Annotated in this window: 15 protein-coding genes; 12 read left to right on the top strand and 3 right to left on the bottom strand. The window is 37.4% G+C overall.

All coding sequences use genetic code 11. The features are described from left to right. Positions 1–83: 83 nt before the first annotated feature. Positions 84–794, bottom strand: a complete 711-nt coding sequence (locus tag SMA_RS06335) for a hypothetical protein (protein ID WP_014294772.1) — start codon at positions 792–794, stop codon at positions 84–86. A gap of 137 nt (positions 795–931) precedes the next feature. On the opposite strand from SMA_RS06335, the gene SMA_RS06330 reads away from it, so the two are divergent. The 8 genes from SMA_RS06330 (at position 932) to SMA_RS06295 (ending at position 8,438) form a co-directional block, all read left to right on the top strand. Next, positions 932–2,095 (top strand): class I SAM-dependent rRNA methyltransferase, encoded by a 1,164-nt coding sequence (locus SMA_RS06330; RefSeq protein WP_044563249.1) that lies wholly within the window; start codon positions 932–934, stop codon positions 2,093–2,095. Then, on the top strand, positions 2,092–2,769 hold the full coding sequence (gene aroD / locus SMA_RS06325; protein WP_014294770.1) for a type I 3-dehydroquinate dehydratase: 678 nt from the start codon (positions 2,092–2,094) through the stop codon (positions 2,767–2,769). The genes SMA_RS06330 and aroD overlap by 4 nt, the downstream gene beginning before the upstream one ends. Then, on the top strand, positions 2,759–3,628 hold the full coding sequence (locus SMA_RS06320; protein ID WP_014294769.1) for a shikimate dehydrogenase: 870 nt from the start codon (positions 2,759–2,761) through the stop codon (positions 3,626–3,628). Before aroD ends, SMA_RS06320 begins: the two co-directional genes overlap by 11 nt. A 22-nt stretch (positions 3,629–3,650) precedes the next feature. After that, positions 3,651–4,718: a 3-dehydroquinate synthase gene (gene aroB / locus SMA_RS06315; RefSeq protein WP_014294768.1), complete on the top strand. Its 1,068-nt coding sequence runs from the start codon at positions 3,651–3,653 to the stop codon at positions 4,716–4,718. Position 4,719: 1 nt separating this feature from the next. Further along, positions 4,720–5,886: a chorismate synthase gene (gene aroC, locus SMA_RS06310; protein ID WP_009854452.1), complete on the top strand. Its 1,167-nt coding sequence runs from the start codon at positions 4,720–4,722 to the stop codon at positions 5,884–5,886. 80 nt (positions 5,887–5,966) lie between these two features. Further along, positions 5,967–7,073: a prephenate dehydrogenase gene (locus SMA_RS06305; protein ID WP_014294767.1), complete on the top strand. Its 1,107-nt coding sequence runs from the start codon at positions 5,967–5,969 to the stop codon at positions 7,071–7,073. Between the two features lie 11 nt (positions 7,074–7,084). Further along, positions 7,085–7,423, top strand: coding sequence for a YlbF/YmcA family competence regulator (locus SMA_RS06300; protein WP_014294766.1), 339 nt, complete (start codon positions 7,085–7,087; stop codon positions 7,421–7,423). 97 nt (positions 7,424–7,520) lie between these two features. Next, positions 7,521–8,438 (top strand): L-lactate dehydrogenase, encoded by a 918-nt coding sequence (locus tag SMA_RS06295; protein WP_014294765.1) that lies wholly within the window; start codon positions 7,521–7,523, stop codon positions 8,436–8,438. A gap of 36 nt (positions 8,439–8,474) precedes the next feature. On the opposite strand, the gene SMA_RS06290 is transcribed toward SMA_RS06295, so the two are convergent. Then, positions 8,475–9,719 carry a bifunctional folylpolyglutamate synthase/dihydrofolate synthase gene (locus SMA_RS06290; RefSeq protein WP_014294764.1) on the bottom strand — a complete coding sequence of 415 codons (1,245 nt, stop codon included), beginning with the start codon at positions 9,717–9,719 and terminating at the stop codon, positions 8,475–8,477. Between the two features lie 138 nt (positions 9,720–9,857). Further along, positions 9,858–10,322: a DUF6556 family protein gene (locus SMA_RS06285; RefSeq protein ID WP_014294763.1), complete on the bottom strand. Its 465-nt coding sequence runs from the start codon at positions 10,320–10,322 to the stop codon at positions 9,858–9,860. A gap of 196 nt (positions 10,323–10,518) precedes the next feature. On the opposite strand from SMA_RS06285, the gene SMA_RS06280 reads away from it, so the two are divergent. The 4 genes from SMA_RS06280 (at position 10,519) to SMA_RS06265 (ending at position 14,772) form a co-directional block, all read left to right on the top strand. Continuing rightward, positions 10,519–11,664, top strand: coding sequence for a cysteine desulfurase family protein (locus tag SMA_RS06280; protein WP_014294762.1), 1,146 nt, complete (start codon positions 10,519–10,521; stop codon positions 11,662–11,664). 37 nt (positions 11,665–11,701) lie between these two features. Then, positions 11,702–12,916, top strand: a complete 1,215-nt coding sequence (thiI, locus tag SMA_RS06275) for a tRNA uracil 4-sulfurtransferase ThiI (RefSeq protein ID WP_014294761.1) — start codon at positions 11,702–11,704, stop codon at positions 12,914–12,916. A 105-nt stretch (positions 12,917–13,021) separates the two neighbouring features. Further along, on the top strand, positions 13,022–14,236 hold the full coding sequence (locus tag SMA_RS06270) for a CapA family protein (RefSeq protein WP_014294760.1): 1,215 nt from the start codon (positions 13,022–13,024) through the stop codon (positions 14,234–14,236). Further along, a complete protein-coding gene (locus SMA_RS06265; protein WP_014294759.1) occupies positions 14,227–14,772 on the top strand; it encodes a GNAT family N-acetyltransferase in 546 nt (181 codons plus the stop codon). Before SMA_RS06270 ends, SMA_RS06265 begins: the two co-directional genes overlap by 10 nt. The last annotated feature ends 52 nt before the right edge of the window (positions 14,773–14,824 follow it).

Below are 14,824 nucleotides of genomic sequence, written 5' to 3'. Positions count from 1 at the left end.
CTTTACTATACTAATTATTTTTACCCCTGCACTCAAAGTTTGGCGATGGAGAGTGTGAGGGATTTTTTTGTTTCTAAATACTGTTAGCTATTATCTACTTTTAATTTCATTTTTTTGCTGAAAATACCACTTTCTTCGGCTAAAGTAGTATCATCTTCGGATTTTAGGTAGAGATTTGGTGAGTTTGTATAGCTTAAATCATAACCGTTTTCGATTGCCCAATTATTGAAATAATTTTCTTTGGCATCAAGAACTGTATCAGCTAGTTTTTGAAGATTTACATTCGTTTCGTATTTGAAGTCTTGCGGAACAATAACATAAATTAGGTTATCGCCGTAGTATTGTACACTAACGCTAACATTTGTACCGTTATCTGCAAGAGATTGATTTAGCGCATTCATGAATGCTGTTGCAAATGCTGCATTAGATTCTTCGGTGTATTCTGGCCCATTGTTTTGAGTTGTTGGCTCAGTTGATTCCTCTGTCTTAGAAGAACTTTCTTTGGTTTTAGATGAACTAGAAGATGTTGCAATAGTTGAAGAAGCAGTAGTTGTTGAAGTGTTATTGTTGCTTTTAAAAACGGCTGGCGTAATAAAGATAGTTCCTAGCAAGCCAACGGCAGCAACTGCAATAGAGATGTTTCTCTTTTTAATATCTGGTTTCTTTTTAGTAAAGTACCAAATTGCACCAATACCACCAATAAGAGCTACTGGCATTAAAAGTACAGCAACAGTGATGACTAAAGGAATTACTAGGATAATCAGAATGATTTTTCCTAGTCCGCTCTTTTTCATTAATTTTCTCCTATCAGCTTTTAACGTGATTCAGTTTTGCACGTAGTTTCAATTATATCATAAAGACTTTTTTTGTTATGTGTGAGAAATATAAAATTTAGTGGGAAAAATTCTGAATTTTTGATATAATGGGCTTCATGAACAAACTATACGTGGATTCTTTCGTTGAAAAGAAAATTAAGCGTGGTATTCAACTTTTGGATGGAAGAGATTTTCATCAACTTGATTTTGATAATCAGTTAGTCGCTGTTTACAATCATTCTCATCAGTTTTTAGGGACAGCTTACTTGTCTCAACAAAATAAGGGAATTGGTTGGTTCTTGGGTTCAAGAAAAATTGAATTGACAGAATCTTATTTTGTGGACTTGTTTACGAAAGCTAAAAAACAACGCCAAAACTTTGAAAATTCAGATTTGACGACGGCTTATCGATTATTTAATCAAGATGGAGATAATTTTGGTGGTGTGACGATAGATCGTTATGCTGGTTTTGTTGTATTTTCTTGGTATAATACGTTTATTTATCAGTATCGCGATGTCATTATAAATGCCTTCCAAAAAGTTTATCCAGCTATCAAAGGCGGTTATGAGAAAATTCGTTTTAAAGGACTTGATTACGAATCAGCTCACATTTATGGTCAAGAGGCACCAATATCATTTACCATTTTAGAAAATGGTGTCAAATACAGTGTTTTTATGAATGACGGGTTGATGACAGGAATTTTTCTAGACCAACATGGCGTTCGTGATACTTTGATTAATGAACTTGGTCTTGGAAAACGTGTCCTTAATATGTTTTCATATACCGCAGCGTTTTCAGTAGCGGCAGCAATGGGTGGCGCTATCGAAACAACATCTGTTGACCTTGCAAAACGCTCACGTGAATTATCACAAGCACATTTTGAGGCGAATGGTCTTGACTTGAGTAATCACCATTTTGTGGTAATGGATGTTTTTGAGTATTTCAAATACGCAAAACGCAAACAATTGACTTTTGATTTGATTGTTGTTGATCCGCCAAGTTTTGCACGGAATAAAAAGCAAACATTTTCTGTAGCTAAAGATTATCACCGCTTGATTAGTCAAGCTTTGGAAGTTCTGTCAGAAGATGGCACCATTATTGCTTCAACCAATGCAGCTAACCTGACGGTCGCACAATTTAAAAAGCAGTTAGAAAAAGGCTTTGCTTCTGTTAAGCATGACTATGTTCGTCTGCAACAATTGCCAAGTGATTTCACGGTTAACAAAGCAGATGTCAACAGTAATTATTTGAAAGTATTTACAATAAAGGTTAAAAAATGAAAATAGTAGTACCTATAATGCCTAAAAATTTAGAAGAGGCACAGTCGATTGATATTTCGAAATTCGATGAAGTCGATATTATTGAGTGGCGAGCAGATTTCTTAGATAAAGATGACATTATGACTGTTGCGCCAGCTATTTTTGAAAAATTTTCAGGTCGAGAAATTATTTTTACCATTCGTACGGATAAGGAAGGTGGCAACATTAACTTATCTGACGGTGACTATGTTGAGCTTTTGAAAAATATTAATGCTATTTACCACCCAGACTATGTTGATTTTGAATATTTTTCTCATAAAGAAGCTTTTCAACAAATGTTAGACTTCCCAAATCTTGTTTTGTCATATCATAATTTTGATGAAACACCTGAGAACTTGATGGAGTCATTTTCTGAACTAACATCCCTTGCTCCGCGTGTGGTTAAGGTTGCTGTTATGCCACAGAGTGAACAAGATGTGTTGGATTTGATGAATTACACACGTGGTTTCAAAACATTAAATCCAGAGCAAGAATACGCAACAATGTCTATGGGAAAACTTGGACGCGTTTCACGTTTTGCTGTTGATGTTTTTGGCTCTTCGTGGTCATTTGCTAGTTTGGAGCAAGCGAGTGCGCCTGGACAGGTTGCTCTTGCAGATATGAAACATATTAGGGAGGTACTTGATGCAGATTGATGGATACACACGCTTAGCTGCGGTTGTTGCAACACCGATTAAACACTCTATTTCACCATTTATTCATAACTATGCTTTTGATAAAACGGGTGTTAATGGTGTTTATGTCGCTTGGGATATTCCTGAAGAAGATTTGGCAATTACGTTAGAAAATGTAAAACGTTACGATATGTTTGGTGTGAACATTTCAATGCCTTACAAACAAAAAGTGATCCCTTACATCGATGAATTGACTGATTCTGCCCAATTGATTGGGGCTGTTAATACGGTTATCAATCGTGATGGCAAATTAATTGGTCACAATACAGATGGTATTGGTTTCTTTAGAAGTCTAGCGACGTTTGCTGTTTTTGATGTTAAAGATAAAACGATGACGATTCTTGGTGGTGGAGGAGCTGCCACAGCACTCATTGCGCAAGCTGCTCTTAATGGTGCTAGTCATATTAACATTTTTAACCAAACTCAGTTTTTAGAGGCGACACGTGAAAAAGCGCAAGAGTTTGCCGATAAAACAAGTGTATCTATCGCTGTTTATCCAGTTGAAGATTTAAAAACGATTCAAGAAAAAATTTTAGAATCACAACTTTTCGTCAATGCTACAAGCGTAGGTATGGACGGAAAATCAATGATTATTACAGAAGATTTTGAATTCCCAGCAGGTTTGTTGGTTGCTGATACGATTTATCAACCATTTGAAACACCATTTTTGAAATTAGCTCGTAGCAAAGGTTTAACAGCTCTTAATGGTTTAGGAATGCTTTTATTCCAAGCTGCTGAAGCTTTTGAAATCTGGACTGGTGAAACAATGCCTACAGCTGAAATCTGGTCAGCGCTTGAAGAAAAATACAACACGAAATAAGAACAACTGATAGGTGACGCGAATGAAATTGAATGTTAATCTCCCACAAACACCTTATGATATTGTGATTGAAAAAGGTGTCTTATCAAAAGCTGGCGATTGGGTCAAAAAACTTTGGAAACCGCAAAAAATCGCTATTATTACTGATAATCATGTTGGCAGTTTATATGCTGAAAAGGTTAAGCTAAGCATTGAAAATGCTGGTTTTGAAGTGATTGTCTTTGACTTTTTAGAAGGTGAAGCTTCTAAAAATTTAAAAACAGTTAACAAAGCTTATGAATTTCTTGTCAAAAATGGCATGACACGCAGTGACGGTATTGTTGCGCTTGGTGGTGGTGTCGTAGGAGATTTGGCAGGTTTTGTAGCATCTACCTATATGCGTGGCATTCATTTCTTGCAAATTCCGACAAGTTTAACAGCTCAAGTTGATTCATCTATTGGGGGTAAAACAGGGGTTAATACGCCGTTTGCCAAAAATATGGTGGGAACATTCACCCAACCAGATGGTGTTTTAATTGATCCTGAAACCTTACAAAGTCTTGGTAAACGTGAACTCATTGAAGGTATGGGTGAAGTTATCAAATATGGTTTGATTGATGATGTTGAACTTTGGGAAGAATTATCTGCTATGGATGGCTCTCCTGAAAGTATCTTAGAACACGCTGAGAGCATCATTTATCGTTCGTGCAATGTCAAACGTAAAGTTGTTGTTGAAGATGAACTTGATAACGGTGTTCGCCTTTATCTTAACTTTGGTCATACCATTGGTCATGCGGTTGAAGCGACTGCTGGTTATGGAAAAGTCATGCATGGTGAAGCTGTTGCCATTGGAATGGTACAAATTTCGCGTGTTGCTGAGAAAAAAGGCTTGATGCCTCAAGGCATTACAAAAGAAATTTTTGACATGTGCCAAAAATTTGGTTTGCCTACGGATTACAAACCATGGCATGTTGACGAACTTTATGGTGCTTTAGTACATGATAAGAAAGCTCGCGGTAAAACGATTAAGACAGTTATTGTACCAGAGCTTGGTAGCGCAGCAATCAATCAGATCCCACTTGAAGAGATGAAAGAGTATTTGGAGAAGTAAAATGAGATATTTGACAGCTGGTGAATCCCACGGACCGCGTTTGACAGCAATTATCGAAGGAGTTCCTGCAGGGCTTCCTTTAACTGCTGAGGATATTAATGTTGATTTAAAACGACGTCAAGGTGGTTATGGACGTGGTGGGCGTATGAAAATCGAATCAGATAAGGTAGAAATCACATCTGGTGTACGTCACGGAAAAACAACTGGTGCTCCAATTACCCTTCATGTCATCAATAAAGATCATGAAAAATGGCTTGATATTATGGCAGTTGAGGATATTGATGATAGCTTAAAAACAAAACGTAAAATTACTCATCCGCGTCCAGGGCATGCTGACCTTGTTGGTGGGATGAAATACCGTTTTGAAGATTTGCGTAATTCTCTTGAACGCTCATCTGCGCGTGAAACAACAATGCGTGTAGCCGTTGGAGCGGTGGCAAAACGTATTTTAGCAGAGCTTGATATCGAAATTGCTAATCACGTTGTTGTTTTTGGTGGCAAAGAGATTGATGTTCCAGAGGGACTGACTGTTTCACAAATTAAAGAATTAGCTAGTCAATCGGAAGTTTCAATTGTCAATCAAGAGCGTGAACAAGAAATCAAAGATTATATTGACCAAATCAAAAAAGATGGTGACACTATTGGCGGTGTTGTTGAAACTGTTGTTGGTGGCGTTCCAGTTGGTCTTGGTTCTTATGTTCAATGGGACAAGAAACTTGATGCAAAAATTGCAGGTGCGGTCGTTTCAATCAACGCTTTCAAGGGAGTTGAATTTGGTTTAGGATTTAAAGATGGTTACCTCAAAGGAAGCCAAGTAATGGATGAAATTCTTTGGAACGAAGAAGATGGCTACACTCGTCGTACCAATAATCTTGGTGGTTTTGAAGGTGGTATGACTAATGGACAACCAATTGTTGTTCGAGGAGTCATGAAACCTATTCCAACACTTTATAAACCTTTGATGTCAGTTGATATTGAAACACATGAGCCATACAAAGCGACGGTTGAACGTTCAGACCCAACAGCTCTTCCAGCAGCAGGTGTTGTTATGGAAGCAGTTGTTGCAACTGTTGTGGCAGATGAAATCCTTGAAAAATTCTCTTCTGATAATCTTGAAGAATTAAAAGAAGCTGTTGCTCGTCATCGTGATTATGTCAAACATTTTTAAAAACATAACATTTTGACAATTGGAGGGCGTGTGCTCTCCAATATTGCTATAAAGATTTGCAAACCAGAAATGGAGTAACTATGGAAAACAAAGTGATTTATATTGCAGGTTTAGGTTTGATTGGTGGTTCCTTTGCTTTGGGAATCAGACGTGACCACCCTGATTATAAAATCCTTGGTTATAATCGCTCTGATAAATCACGCAACGTTGCCCTTGAACGCGGAATTGTGGATGAAGCGACTGCTGATTTTAAGGAATTTGCGCCCTTAGCCGATGTCATTATATTAGCTGTGCCAATTAAGCAAACTATCGAATTTATTAAGGCTTTAGCTGATATGGATTTGAAAGACAATGTCATTATTACAGATGCAGGTTCTACAAAACGTGAAATTGTCGAAGCTGGTGAAAAATACCTTGCTGGAAAAAAGGTTCGTTTTGTTGGCTCTCATCCTATGGCAGGTTCTCATAAATCTGGTGCTATTGCTGCTGAAGTCAATTTATTTGAAAATGCTTATTATATTTTCACACCGTCAAGGCTGACAGATGCCAGCACAATTGCTGACATGAAAGTTATTTTGTCAGGGCTTCATGCGCGCTACATTGAAATTGATGCTGCTGAGCACGACCGTGTTACAAGTCAAATTTCGCATTTTCCACATATTTTGGCAGCTAGTTTAATGGAACAAGCTGGGGATTATGCTTTGGAACATGAGATGACTAACCACTTTGCGGCTGGAGGTTTTCGTGATATGACACGTATTGCGGAAAGCGAACCAGGTATGTGGACTAGTATTTTACTAACCAATAAGGCTACGGTTTTAGAACGTATTGATGATTTTAAAAACAGACTTGATGGCGTTGCGGAGCTTATTTCGCAAAATGACGCCGATGCTATTTGGAATTATTTTAACCATGCCAAAGAAACCCGTAAGGAAATGAACATTCACAGACGTGGTGGTGTTGAAAGCAGCTTTGATATTTTTGTTGACGTTCCTGATGAAGAAGATGTTATCTTGGAAATCTTGGAATTACTTCGTGGAACATCTTTGGTTAACATTCATATTAACGAGGAAAACCGTGAGGATATTAACGGTATTTTACAAATTTCCTTTAAGAATATCAAAGATTTGGAACACGCTAAGAAAGTTATCAGTGAAAATACTGATTATAAAGTTTATGTTAATTAAGGAGACCTACTATGGCAAATATTTATGATTTAGCAAATGAATTAGAACGTGGCATTCGTGCCCTTCCAGAGTATAAAAAAGCTGAAGAAAGTCGTGCAGCGATTGAAGCAGATGCGGCAGCTAAAGAACTTTTCAAAGAATTTACAGATTTTCAACAAGAGCTTTATGCTAAATTGCAATCTGGACAAATGCCTACTGGTGATGAACAAGCTAAAATGCAAGAATTAGGAGCTAAAATTGAAGCTAATCCAGTTCTGAAAGCTTACCTCGATGCGCAACAAGCTTTGTCAGTTTATGTATCTGACATTGAAAAAATTGTCTTTGGACCTTTGCAAGACCTTTTGAAATAATGATATTTTACAACCTGACATTCTTTGTTAGGTTGTTTTCGTATTTTCTGAATCAAAGGTCTATAATGAGTGATAACTTTATAAGGGGGAATGTTGTATGTCACGTAAGGTCGGAATTATTGGAATGGGGCATGTTGGGTCAACAGTTGCTCATGGTTTGATTGCTCAAGGTGCATTTGATGATTATGTTTTGATAGATATTAATGAAAAGAAAGTTACGGCGGATGCTGTTGATTTTTCAGATGCGGCAGCTAATCTCAATCAACATGCTAATATCGTTGTTAATGATTATCAAGCGTTGGCAGATGCAGATGTTGTGATTTCAGCTTTGGGAAATATTGCTTTGCAGGACAATTCAGATGCGGACCGTTTTGCAGAATTGCCTTTTACAGCAAAGCAAGTACCACTTGTTGCTAAAAAATTAAAAGAAGTTGGTTTTAAAGGTATTATTATCGCGATTTCTAATCCTGTTGATGTTGTGACTAGCCTTTATCAACATTATTCAGGGCTTCCTAAGGAACGCGTCATTGGTACGGGTACGTTGCTTGATACAGCACGTATGAAACGTGCAGTTTCAGAACGTTTCGGTGTAGATGCTCGTAGTGTTTATGGCTATAATTTAGGTGAGCATGGGAATTCTCAATTCACAGCATGGAGTCAAGTGCGTGTGAAGGGGCAACCTATTTCAACATTTACAGATGCTAAGACTTTGGATGAAATTGCTCATGAAGCGATGATTGGTGGACATACTGTTTTCTATGGTAAAAAATACACTAGCTATGGCATTGCAAGTGCGGCAATCCGTTTAGCTTTGGCTGTTGTGTCAGATAGCCATGAAGAATTACCAGTGTCAAATTATTATGAACCGCTTGATACTTACCTTAGCTATCCTGCCATTGTTGGACGTGAAGGAATTATCGAGCAAATAAAATTGACATTACCAGCAGAAGAAGAAGTAAAACTTCAAAATTCTGCCAACTTTATTAAACGTAAATTTGCAGAAAGTCTAAATTAAAGAAAAAAGAAATCCCATCTGGAAAATCAGGTGGGATTAGTGATTTAGCAAGTGATTTCGAACGTCAGAAATGAAATAAAGTGACCCTGTCACAACAAATAAGTCTTCTAAATTGTCATCTACCATTGAGAGCCAGTCTTTGTAATCAGCAACTTTTGGGTATTGTTCTGGGTAGTCTGACAATGCCTGTGCTTGGTAGAAATCAAATGTTGTGACGGTTAAGTCATAGACGGACAATTCTTCCAGCATTTGTGTTAAAGGCTTGCGATTTAGCCCTGCAAATAAAATGTGAATTTTCTGTTGAGCAAAGTCATTCTTTAGTAAGTCAACTAATTTGGCGATAGAATCTTCGTTATGAGCACCATCTAGCATTAGATTGGGCTTGATGAGTTCACAACGTCCTGCCCAAACAGTATCTTCTAGACCAGATTTGATTGTAATTGGTGTAATAGCTGGCAATTGATTTTGAAGAATCAATGCAGTCATAGCTGCCAAAGAAGCGTTAGCTTTTTGGTGTTTACCAAACATTTTAAGCTGAATATCTGGAATAATAGTCTGATGATAAATCATATCAAAAGCTCTGCCATTTTCCATAAACGAGAAACCTTTTCCTAATTCATAAATGCTGGACATTGTCTCTTCGGCTTTCTGATAAAAAATGCGGCGAATGGGCTCTGCCATTTCTCCAAAAATAAAGGGAACGTTTGTTTTTAAGACACCTGCTTTGTGCTGGGCAATCTCAGCTAGGGAATTACCGAGTGTTTCTTGGTGGTCGATGCTGATTGAGGGGCAAATGACGGCTTTGGCTGTGAAAACATTGGTTGAATCGTAAGTGCCACCAATCCCAGCTTCGATGACCGCAATATCGACGGGATTAATGACTGCAAAATAATAAAACATGAGAGCAGTGACTAATTCAAATTCGGTCACTTTGCCGACCTTGTCTTGAAATTCTGCGCTATCGACAATCGGCTTAATAGCTTGAACTGTTTTGACCAAATCGTGGTCAGGTATTTCAACGCTATCAATAGCAATGCGCTCATTAAAACGAGTAATAAATGGCGATGTGAAAGTCCCAGTCTTGTAACCAGAAGCAGTTAAAATATGTTGTAAAAAGCTTGTTGTTGAACCTTTGCCATTGGTTCCGACGACGTGAATCGCAGGAAATTTATCTTGCGGATTGTCGAGTAATGCGAGTAAATACTGCATACGCTCAAGGCTTGGACGACGTCCGTTGGCTTTATGAGAATGAATCCAGTTTAATGTTTCAATATAATTCATAACTTTTCTTTTTGATTAAATTCGTAAAAAAGAGGTGAGAACTTAGTGTACTTACCTCTTTTGAATGTGATTAAGACAGTCTAAAAATCAATATGGGCAGCAAATGCTCGTTGAAAACGATATTGCCACTAGTAACGATTACTCAGTTGTTTCAGTGTTGCTACTTGTAGTTGTATCGTCAGAAGTTGTATCTGAACTTGATGGTGTTGTTGAACTTTGGCTTGTAGCAGAGCCAGAGCTTGAACTATAAGTGGTATCTGAACTTGAACTGTAAGTATTGTTATTAGAACCACTGTTGTAGTTATTATTAGCAGAAGCAGAACTTGAATAAGTTGTCGAAGCGGAAGTATCTGTTTTACTATCGCTGTCGCTTTCTTTGATGACAACAGTTGTTGTCGTTGTTGATTTGTCTGTTGTCTTTGAGTTTGACCCCTTTAAGGCATTGTTAATGGTAATACTTGCCACAATGATACTAAGAATAGAACCAATGAGAGCAACTGTTTTTTGAAGGGCAGAAAAGCCTGTCTTAATGTGTTTTGTTGGGGCAGCTGACTTATCGTCTTTTGATGATGATTTTTGACTTCTTGAGTATTTTTGAGACATGATTAACTCCTTTTTAGCATATAACTCTATTATAAAATATTCTTTTTAAATGTCCAGCGTTAGAATTTTTTTGCTTCAAAAATTATTGTACGCCAAATTCTTAAAGTTAACCTTAAAAAAACTTAAAATTAAAACTTTCACACTCATAAAAGTCTGTGCTATAATGGTAGTATTGATTTTTGTGAAGGAAGAAAAGATGATATATTTTGATAATTCAGCTACAACAATTCCCTATCCTGAAGTGTTGCGCACTTATCAGGAAGTTGCTAGCAAGATATTTGGAAATCCCTCAAGTTTGCATAATTTAGGAACAAAGGCTAGTCGTATTTTAGAAGCTAGTCGCAAGCAAATCGCGGATTTATTAGGAGTTAAGAGCACTGAAATTATTTTTACGTCTGGTGGTACAGAAAGTGACAACTGGGTACTTAAAGGTGTTGCCTTTGAAAAAGAACGTTATGGGAAACACATCATCGTTTCAGATATCGAACATCCAGCGGTTAAAGAGTCAGCAAAATGGCTAAGCGAACACGGTTTTGACGTTTCATATGCACCTGTTAATGACCAAGGCTTTGTTGATGTTAGAGCATTAGCTGCGCTTTTGCGACCAGATACAACTTTGGTATCAATCATGGCAGTGAATAATGAGATTGGCTCTATCCAACCAATTAAAGAAATCTCTGAATTATTAGCTGATAAGCTAGGAATTTCATTCCATGTGGATGCTGTTCAAGCTATCGGAAAAATTCCAGTGGCTGATTATTTAACTGACCGTGTTGATTTTGCAAGCTTTTCAGGGCATAAATTCCACAGCGTTCGTGGGGTTGGTTTCATTTATAAAAAAGAAGGTAAAAAATTAAACTCATTACTAGCTGGTGGCGGTCAAGAAGGTGACCTTCGTTCTACAACTGAAAATGTGGCGGGAATTGCGGCTACGGCTAAAGCACTTCGCTTGGTGACTGACAAAGAAGATTATGCTCTTCCGAAAATTGCCAAGATGAAAGAAGTTATCTATGACGAGCTAGCTAAGCACAAAGATATTGTCATTTTCTCAGGTAAAGATGACACATTTGCCCCAAATATCTTAACCTTTGGAATTAAAGGAGTTCGTGGTGAGGTTGTGGTTCATGCTTTTGAAGAACATGAAATCTACATTTCAACCACATCAGCTTGTTCATCAAAAGTTGGAAAACCTGCTGGAACATTGATTGCTATGGGTGTTCCAACGAAATTAGCACAATCAGCTGTCCGAATCAGTCTTGATGACGATAATGACATGGGACAAGTTGAGCAATTTCTAACGATTTTCAAACAAGTTTACGAAAAAACCAAAAAAGTAAGATAATAAGAAAGGATAAAGAGAGTTTTCTCTTTAATAAACTATGCAGTATTCAGAAATTATGGTTCGTTACGGCGAACTATCAACCAAAGGAAAGAACCGTATGCGTTTCATCAATGAATTGAAATGTAACATGAAACACGTTCTTTCAATTTATCCAGATGTGCGTGTTGTTGCTGACCGTGACCGTGCTCACATTTATTTAAATGGCACAGATTACGTACCAGTTGCTGAATCATTGAAACAAATTTTTGGGATTCAAAGCTTCTCGCCATCATACAAAGTTGAGAAAAATCTTGAAACCATTAAGAAAGCAGTTCAAGATGTGATGAAAGATGTTTATCATGAAGGACTAACTTTTAAAATTACAAGTAAACGTAGCGACCATAACTTTGAAATGGATAGTCGCGAATTGAACCAATACCTTGGTTCTGCCGTGTTTGAGGTTTTACCAGATATCCAAGCTCAAATGAAAGGTCCAGATGTTAATTTAAAAGTTGAAATCCGTGAAGAAGCAGCTTACCTTTCCTATGAAAATATCAAAGGTGCTGGTGGTCTCCCTGTCGGAACAGCAGGACGAGGAATGTTGATGCTTTCTGGCGGAATTGATTCACCAGTTGCAGGTTACCTTGCTCTTAAACGTGGGGTTGATATCGAGGCAGTTCACTTTGCTAGCCCACCTTATACAAGCCCAGGTGCTCTTAAAAAAGCCCAAGATTTGACACGTAAATTGACTAAATTTGGTGGTAATATTGATTTTATCGAAGTGCCATTTACAGAAATTCAAGAAGAAATTAAAGAAAAAGTACCTGAAGCTTACTTGATGACTTTGACACGTCGTTTTATGATGCGTATTACTGACCGTATCCGTGAGGAACGTAATGGTTTGGTGATTATTAATGGTGAAAGTCTTGGACAAGTTGCCAGTCAAACACTTGAAAGCATGCGTGCTATTAATGCGGTAACTGCAACCCCAATTATTCGTCCAGTTGTCACAATGGATAAACTAGAAATCATTGATATTGCTCAAAAAATCGATACTTTCGATATTTCAATTCAACCATTTGAGGACTGCTGTACCATTTTTGCACCTGACCGTCCAAAAACAAATCCTAAAATCAAAGATGTTGAACAATACGAAAAACGTATGGACGTTGAAGGGCTTGTTGAACGTGCGGTTGCAGGTATTAAAGTAACAACAATCACTCCACAAGCAGACCACGATGAGGTTGATGACTTGATTGATGATTTATTATAGGAGACAAAAAGCTACCGTTGGTGGCTTTTTAGTTTGTCTTTTTAGGGAAATTCTGTCTCCTTTGCTAGAAAATGCTATAATAGTATCTGGAGGTAAGATTAAGTGATGTTTGATAGGATTATTTATAAAAAAACAACGCTTGCTTGTTTGAGTTTTTTGGTGATTTCCTTGCTTGGTTCGGGTGTGTATAGTCTAGCTTTTGAAAAATCGAACGCTAATACGACACAAACGACAGAAAAACAAGCACAAAACAAAAGCAATATGACGAAAACAGCGCGAGTCATGGCAAATGGTGATATTCTTATTCACAACGGGCTTTATGGAAGTGCTGAACAAGCTGACGGAAGCTATGATTTCATGCCATTTTTTGAATATGTCAAGGACTGGATTTCAAGTGCTGACTTGGCTATCGGTGATTACGAAGGAACGATTAGCCCTGATTACCCTTTGGGTGGTTATCCGCTTTTTAATGCACCAAGTGAAATCGCTGACGCTATGAAAGACACGGGGTATGATGTTGTTGATTTAGCGCATAATCACATTTTGGATTCTGGGCTCTCAGGTGCTATCAATACGGTTGAAACCTTTGAAAATCTTGGCTTATCAACTATCGGTGTTTACAAAGAAAATCGTGATACGGAAGACATTCTCATTAAAAATGTCAATGGCATCAAAATTGCAATTTTGGGTTATTCTTATGGCTATAATGGCATGGAAGCAAATGTGGCAGATGAAGATTACGAAAAACATATGTCAGATTTAGATGAAGATAAAATGAAATCAGAAATTCAAGAAGCTGAAAAGAAAGCTGATGTCACAATTATCATGCCACAAATGGGAACAGAATACGCTCTTGAACCAACAGACGAACAAGTAACGCTTTATCATAAAATGATTGACTGGGGAGCAGATGTTGTGTTTGGTGGACACCCTCACGTTGCTGAACCATCTGAAACGCTTGAAAAAGACGGTGATAAGAAATTTATCATCTATTCAATGGGGAACTTTATCTCTAACCAGCGTTTAGAAACGGTTGATAATATCTGGACAGAACGTGGTCTCTTAATGGACGTCACTTTTGAAAAGAAAAATAATAAAACAACAATCAAGACCGTTGCCGCTCATCCGACAATGGTTTGGGTTTGGAGCAAGGGTGTGACGGGTTCAGAAGGCTTTGTGCTTTCCGATTATCGAACGATTGTTTTGGAAGATTCTATTGAAGGTGGAAAGTATCGTGATATTCTTGATTCAACTATGCAAGAAAAAGTGGATACTGCCTACCAAGAAATGAATGAATTGGTGAATTTACAATGGGATTAAGTCGTCAAAAAGTTAACCTATTTTCAAAGAGTTATGAAGATGTTAAAAAATTATACCTAACTGCCTTTCCAGCAGTAGAACGGTTACCCTATTTTCCATTAGTTTTGAATGCTTATCGGCGTTTAGCGAATTTTTATGCCTACTATGATAAGGATGACTTTGTTGGTTTAGTGTATTTGTTGGAGAATGAAGAAGTTATCTATCTTTTCTTTCTTGCGGTTAATCCAAATATTCGTTCACGTGGCTATGGCTCTGCCGTTTTACAAGACATTAGAAATTTAGCAGGAAAACGTCCGATTATTCTTGCCATGGAACCATTAGATAAAACTGCTGAAAATTATCACCAACGTGTTAAACGAGTTGCTTTTTATGAAAAGAACGGCTTTAATATCACGGATTATTATTATCATGAAGGAAAAGAAGTGTATCAAGTCATGGCAACAGATACCTCACTTGACATTCAAGTAGTGGAAAGATTAACGAAAAAAGCGGTGCTAGGCTTAATTGCTATTTCATTTGAGAAAAAAGCAGAATGAAAACGTAATATTGCTAAAAAAACATAGCATATTCCTTGATTTAATCACTTTA

Source organism: Streptococcus macedonicus ACA-DC 198 (assembly GCA_000283635.1).
Classification (GTDB): domain Bacteria; phylum Bacillota; class Bacilli; order Lactobacillales; family Streptococcaceae; genus Streptococcus; species Streptococcus macedonicus.
Note: the sequence above shows the minus strand (reverse complement) of the source record. Positions and strands in the feature narration are given on the sequence as shown.

Coding starts and splice junctions, on each gene's coding strand:
- SMA_RS06335 (WP_014294772.1), bottom strand. CDS start 794: ATGAAAAAGAGCGGACTAGGAAAAATCATTCTGATTATCCTAGTAATT.
- SMA_RS06330 (WP_044563249.1), top strand. CDS start 932: ATGAACAAACTATACGTGGATTCTTTCGTTGAAAAGAAAATTAAGCGT.
- aroD (WP_014294770.1), top strand. CDS start 2,092: ATGAAAATAGTAGTACCTATAATGCCTAAAAATTTAGAAGAGGCACAG.
- SMA_RS06320 (WP_014294769.1), top strand. CDS start 2,759: ATGCAGATTGATGGATACACACGCTTAGCTGCGGTTGTTGCAACACCG.
- aroB (WP_014294768.1), top strand. CDS start 3,651: ATGAAATTGAATGTTAATCTCCCACAAACACCTTATGATATTGTGATT.
- aroC (WP_009854452.1), top strand. CDS start 4,720: ATGAGATATTTGACAGCTGGTGAATCCCACGGACCGCGTTTGACAGCA.
- SMA_RS06305 (WP_014294767.1), top strand. CDS start 5,967: ATGGAAAACAAAGTGATTTATATTGCAGGTTTAGGTTTGATTGGTGGT.
- SMA_RS06300 (WP_014294766.1), top strand. CDS start 7,085: ATGGCAAATATTTATGATTTAGCAAATGAATTAGAACGTGGCATTCGT.
- SMA_RS06295 (WP_014294765.1), top strand. CDS start 7,521: ATGTCACGTAAGGTCGGAATTATTGGAATGGGGCATGTTGGGTCAACA.
- SMA_RS06290 (WP_014294764.1), bottom strand. CDS start 9,719: ATGAATTATATTGAAACATTAAACTGGATTCATTCTCATAAAGCCAAC.
- SMA_RS06285 (WP_014294763.1), bottom strand. CDS start 10,322: ATGTCTCAAAAATACTCAAGAAGTCAAAAATCATCATCAAAAGACGAT.
- SMA_RS06280 (WP_014294762.1), top strand. CDS start 10,519: ATGATATATTTTGATAATTCAGCTACAACAATTCCCTATCCTGAAGTG.
- thiI (WP_014294761.1), top strand. CDS start 11,702: ATGCAGTATTCAGAAATTATGGTTCGTTACGGCGAACTATCAACCAAA.
- SMA_RS06270 (WP_014294760.1), top strand. CDS start 13,022: ATGTTTGATAGGATTATTTATAAAAAAACAACGCTTGCTTGTTTGAGT.
- SMA_RS06265 (WP_014294759.1), top strand. CDS start 14,227: ATGGGATTAAGTCGTCAAAAAGTTAACCTATTTTCAAAGAGTTATGAA.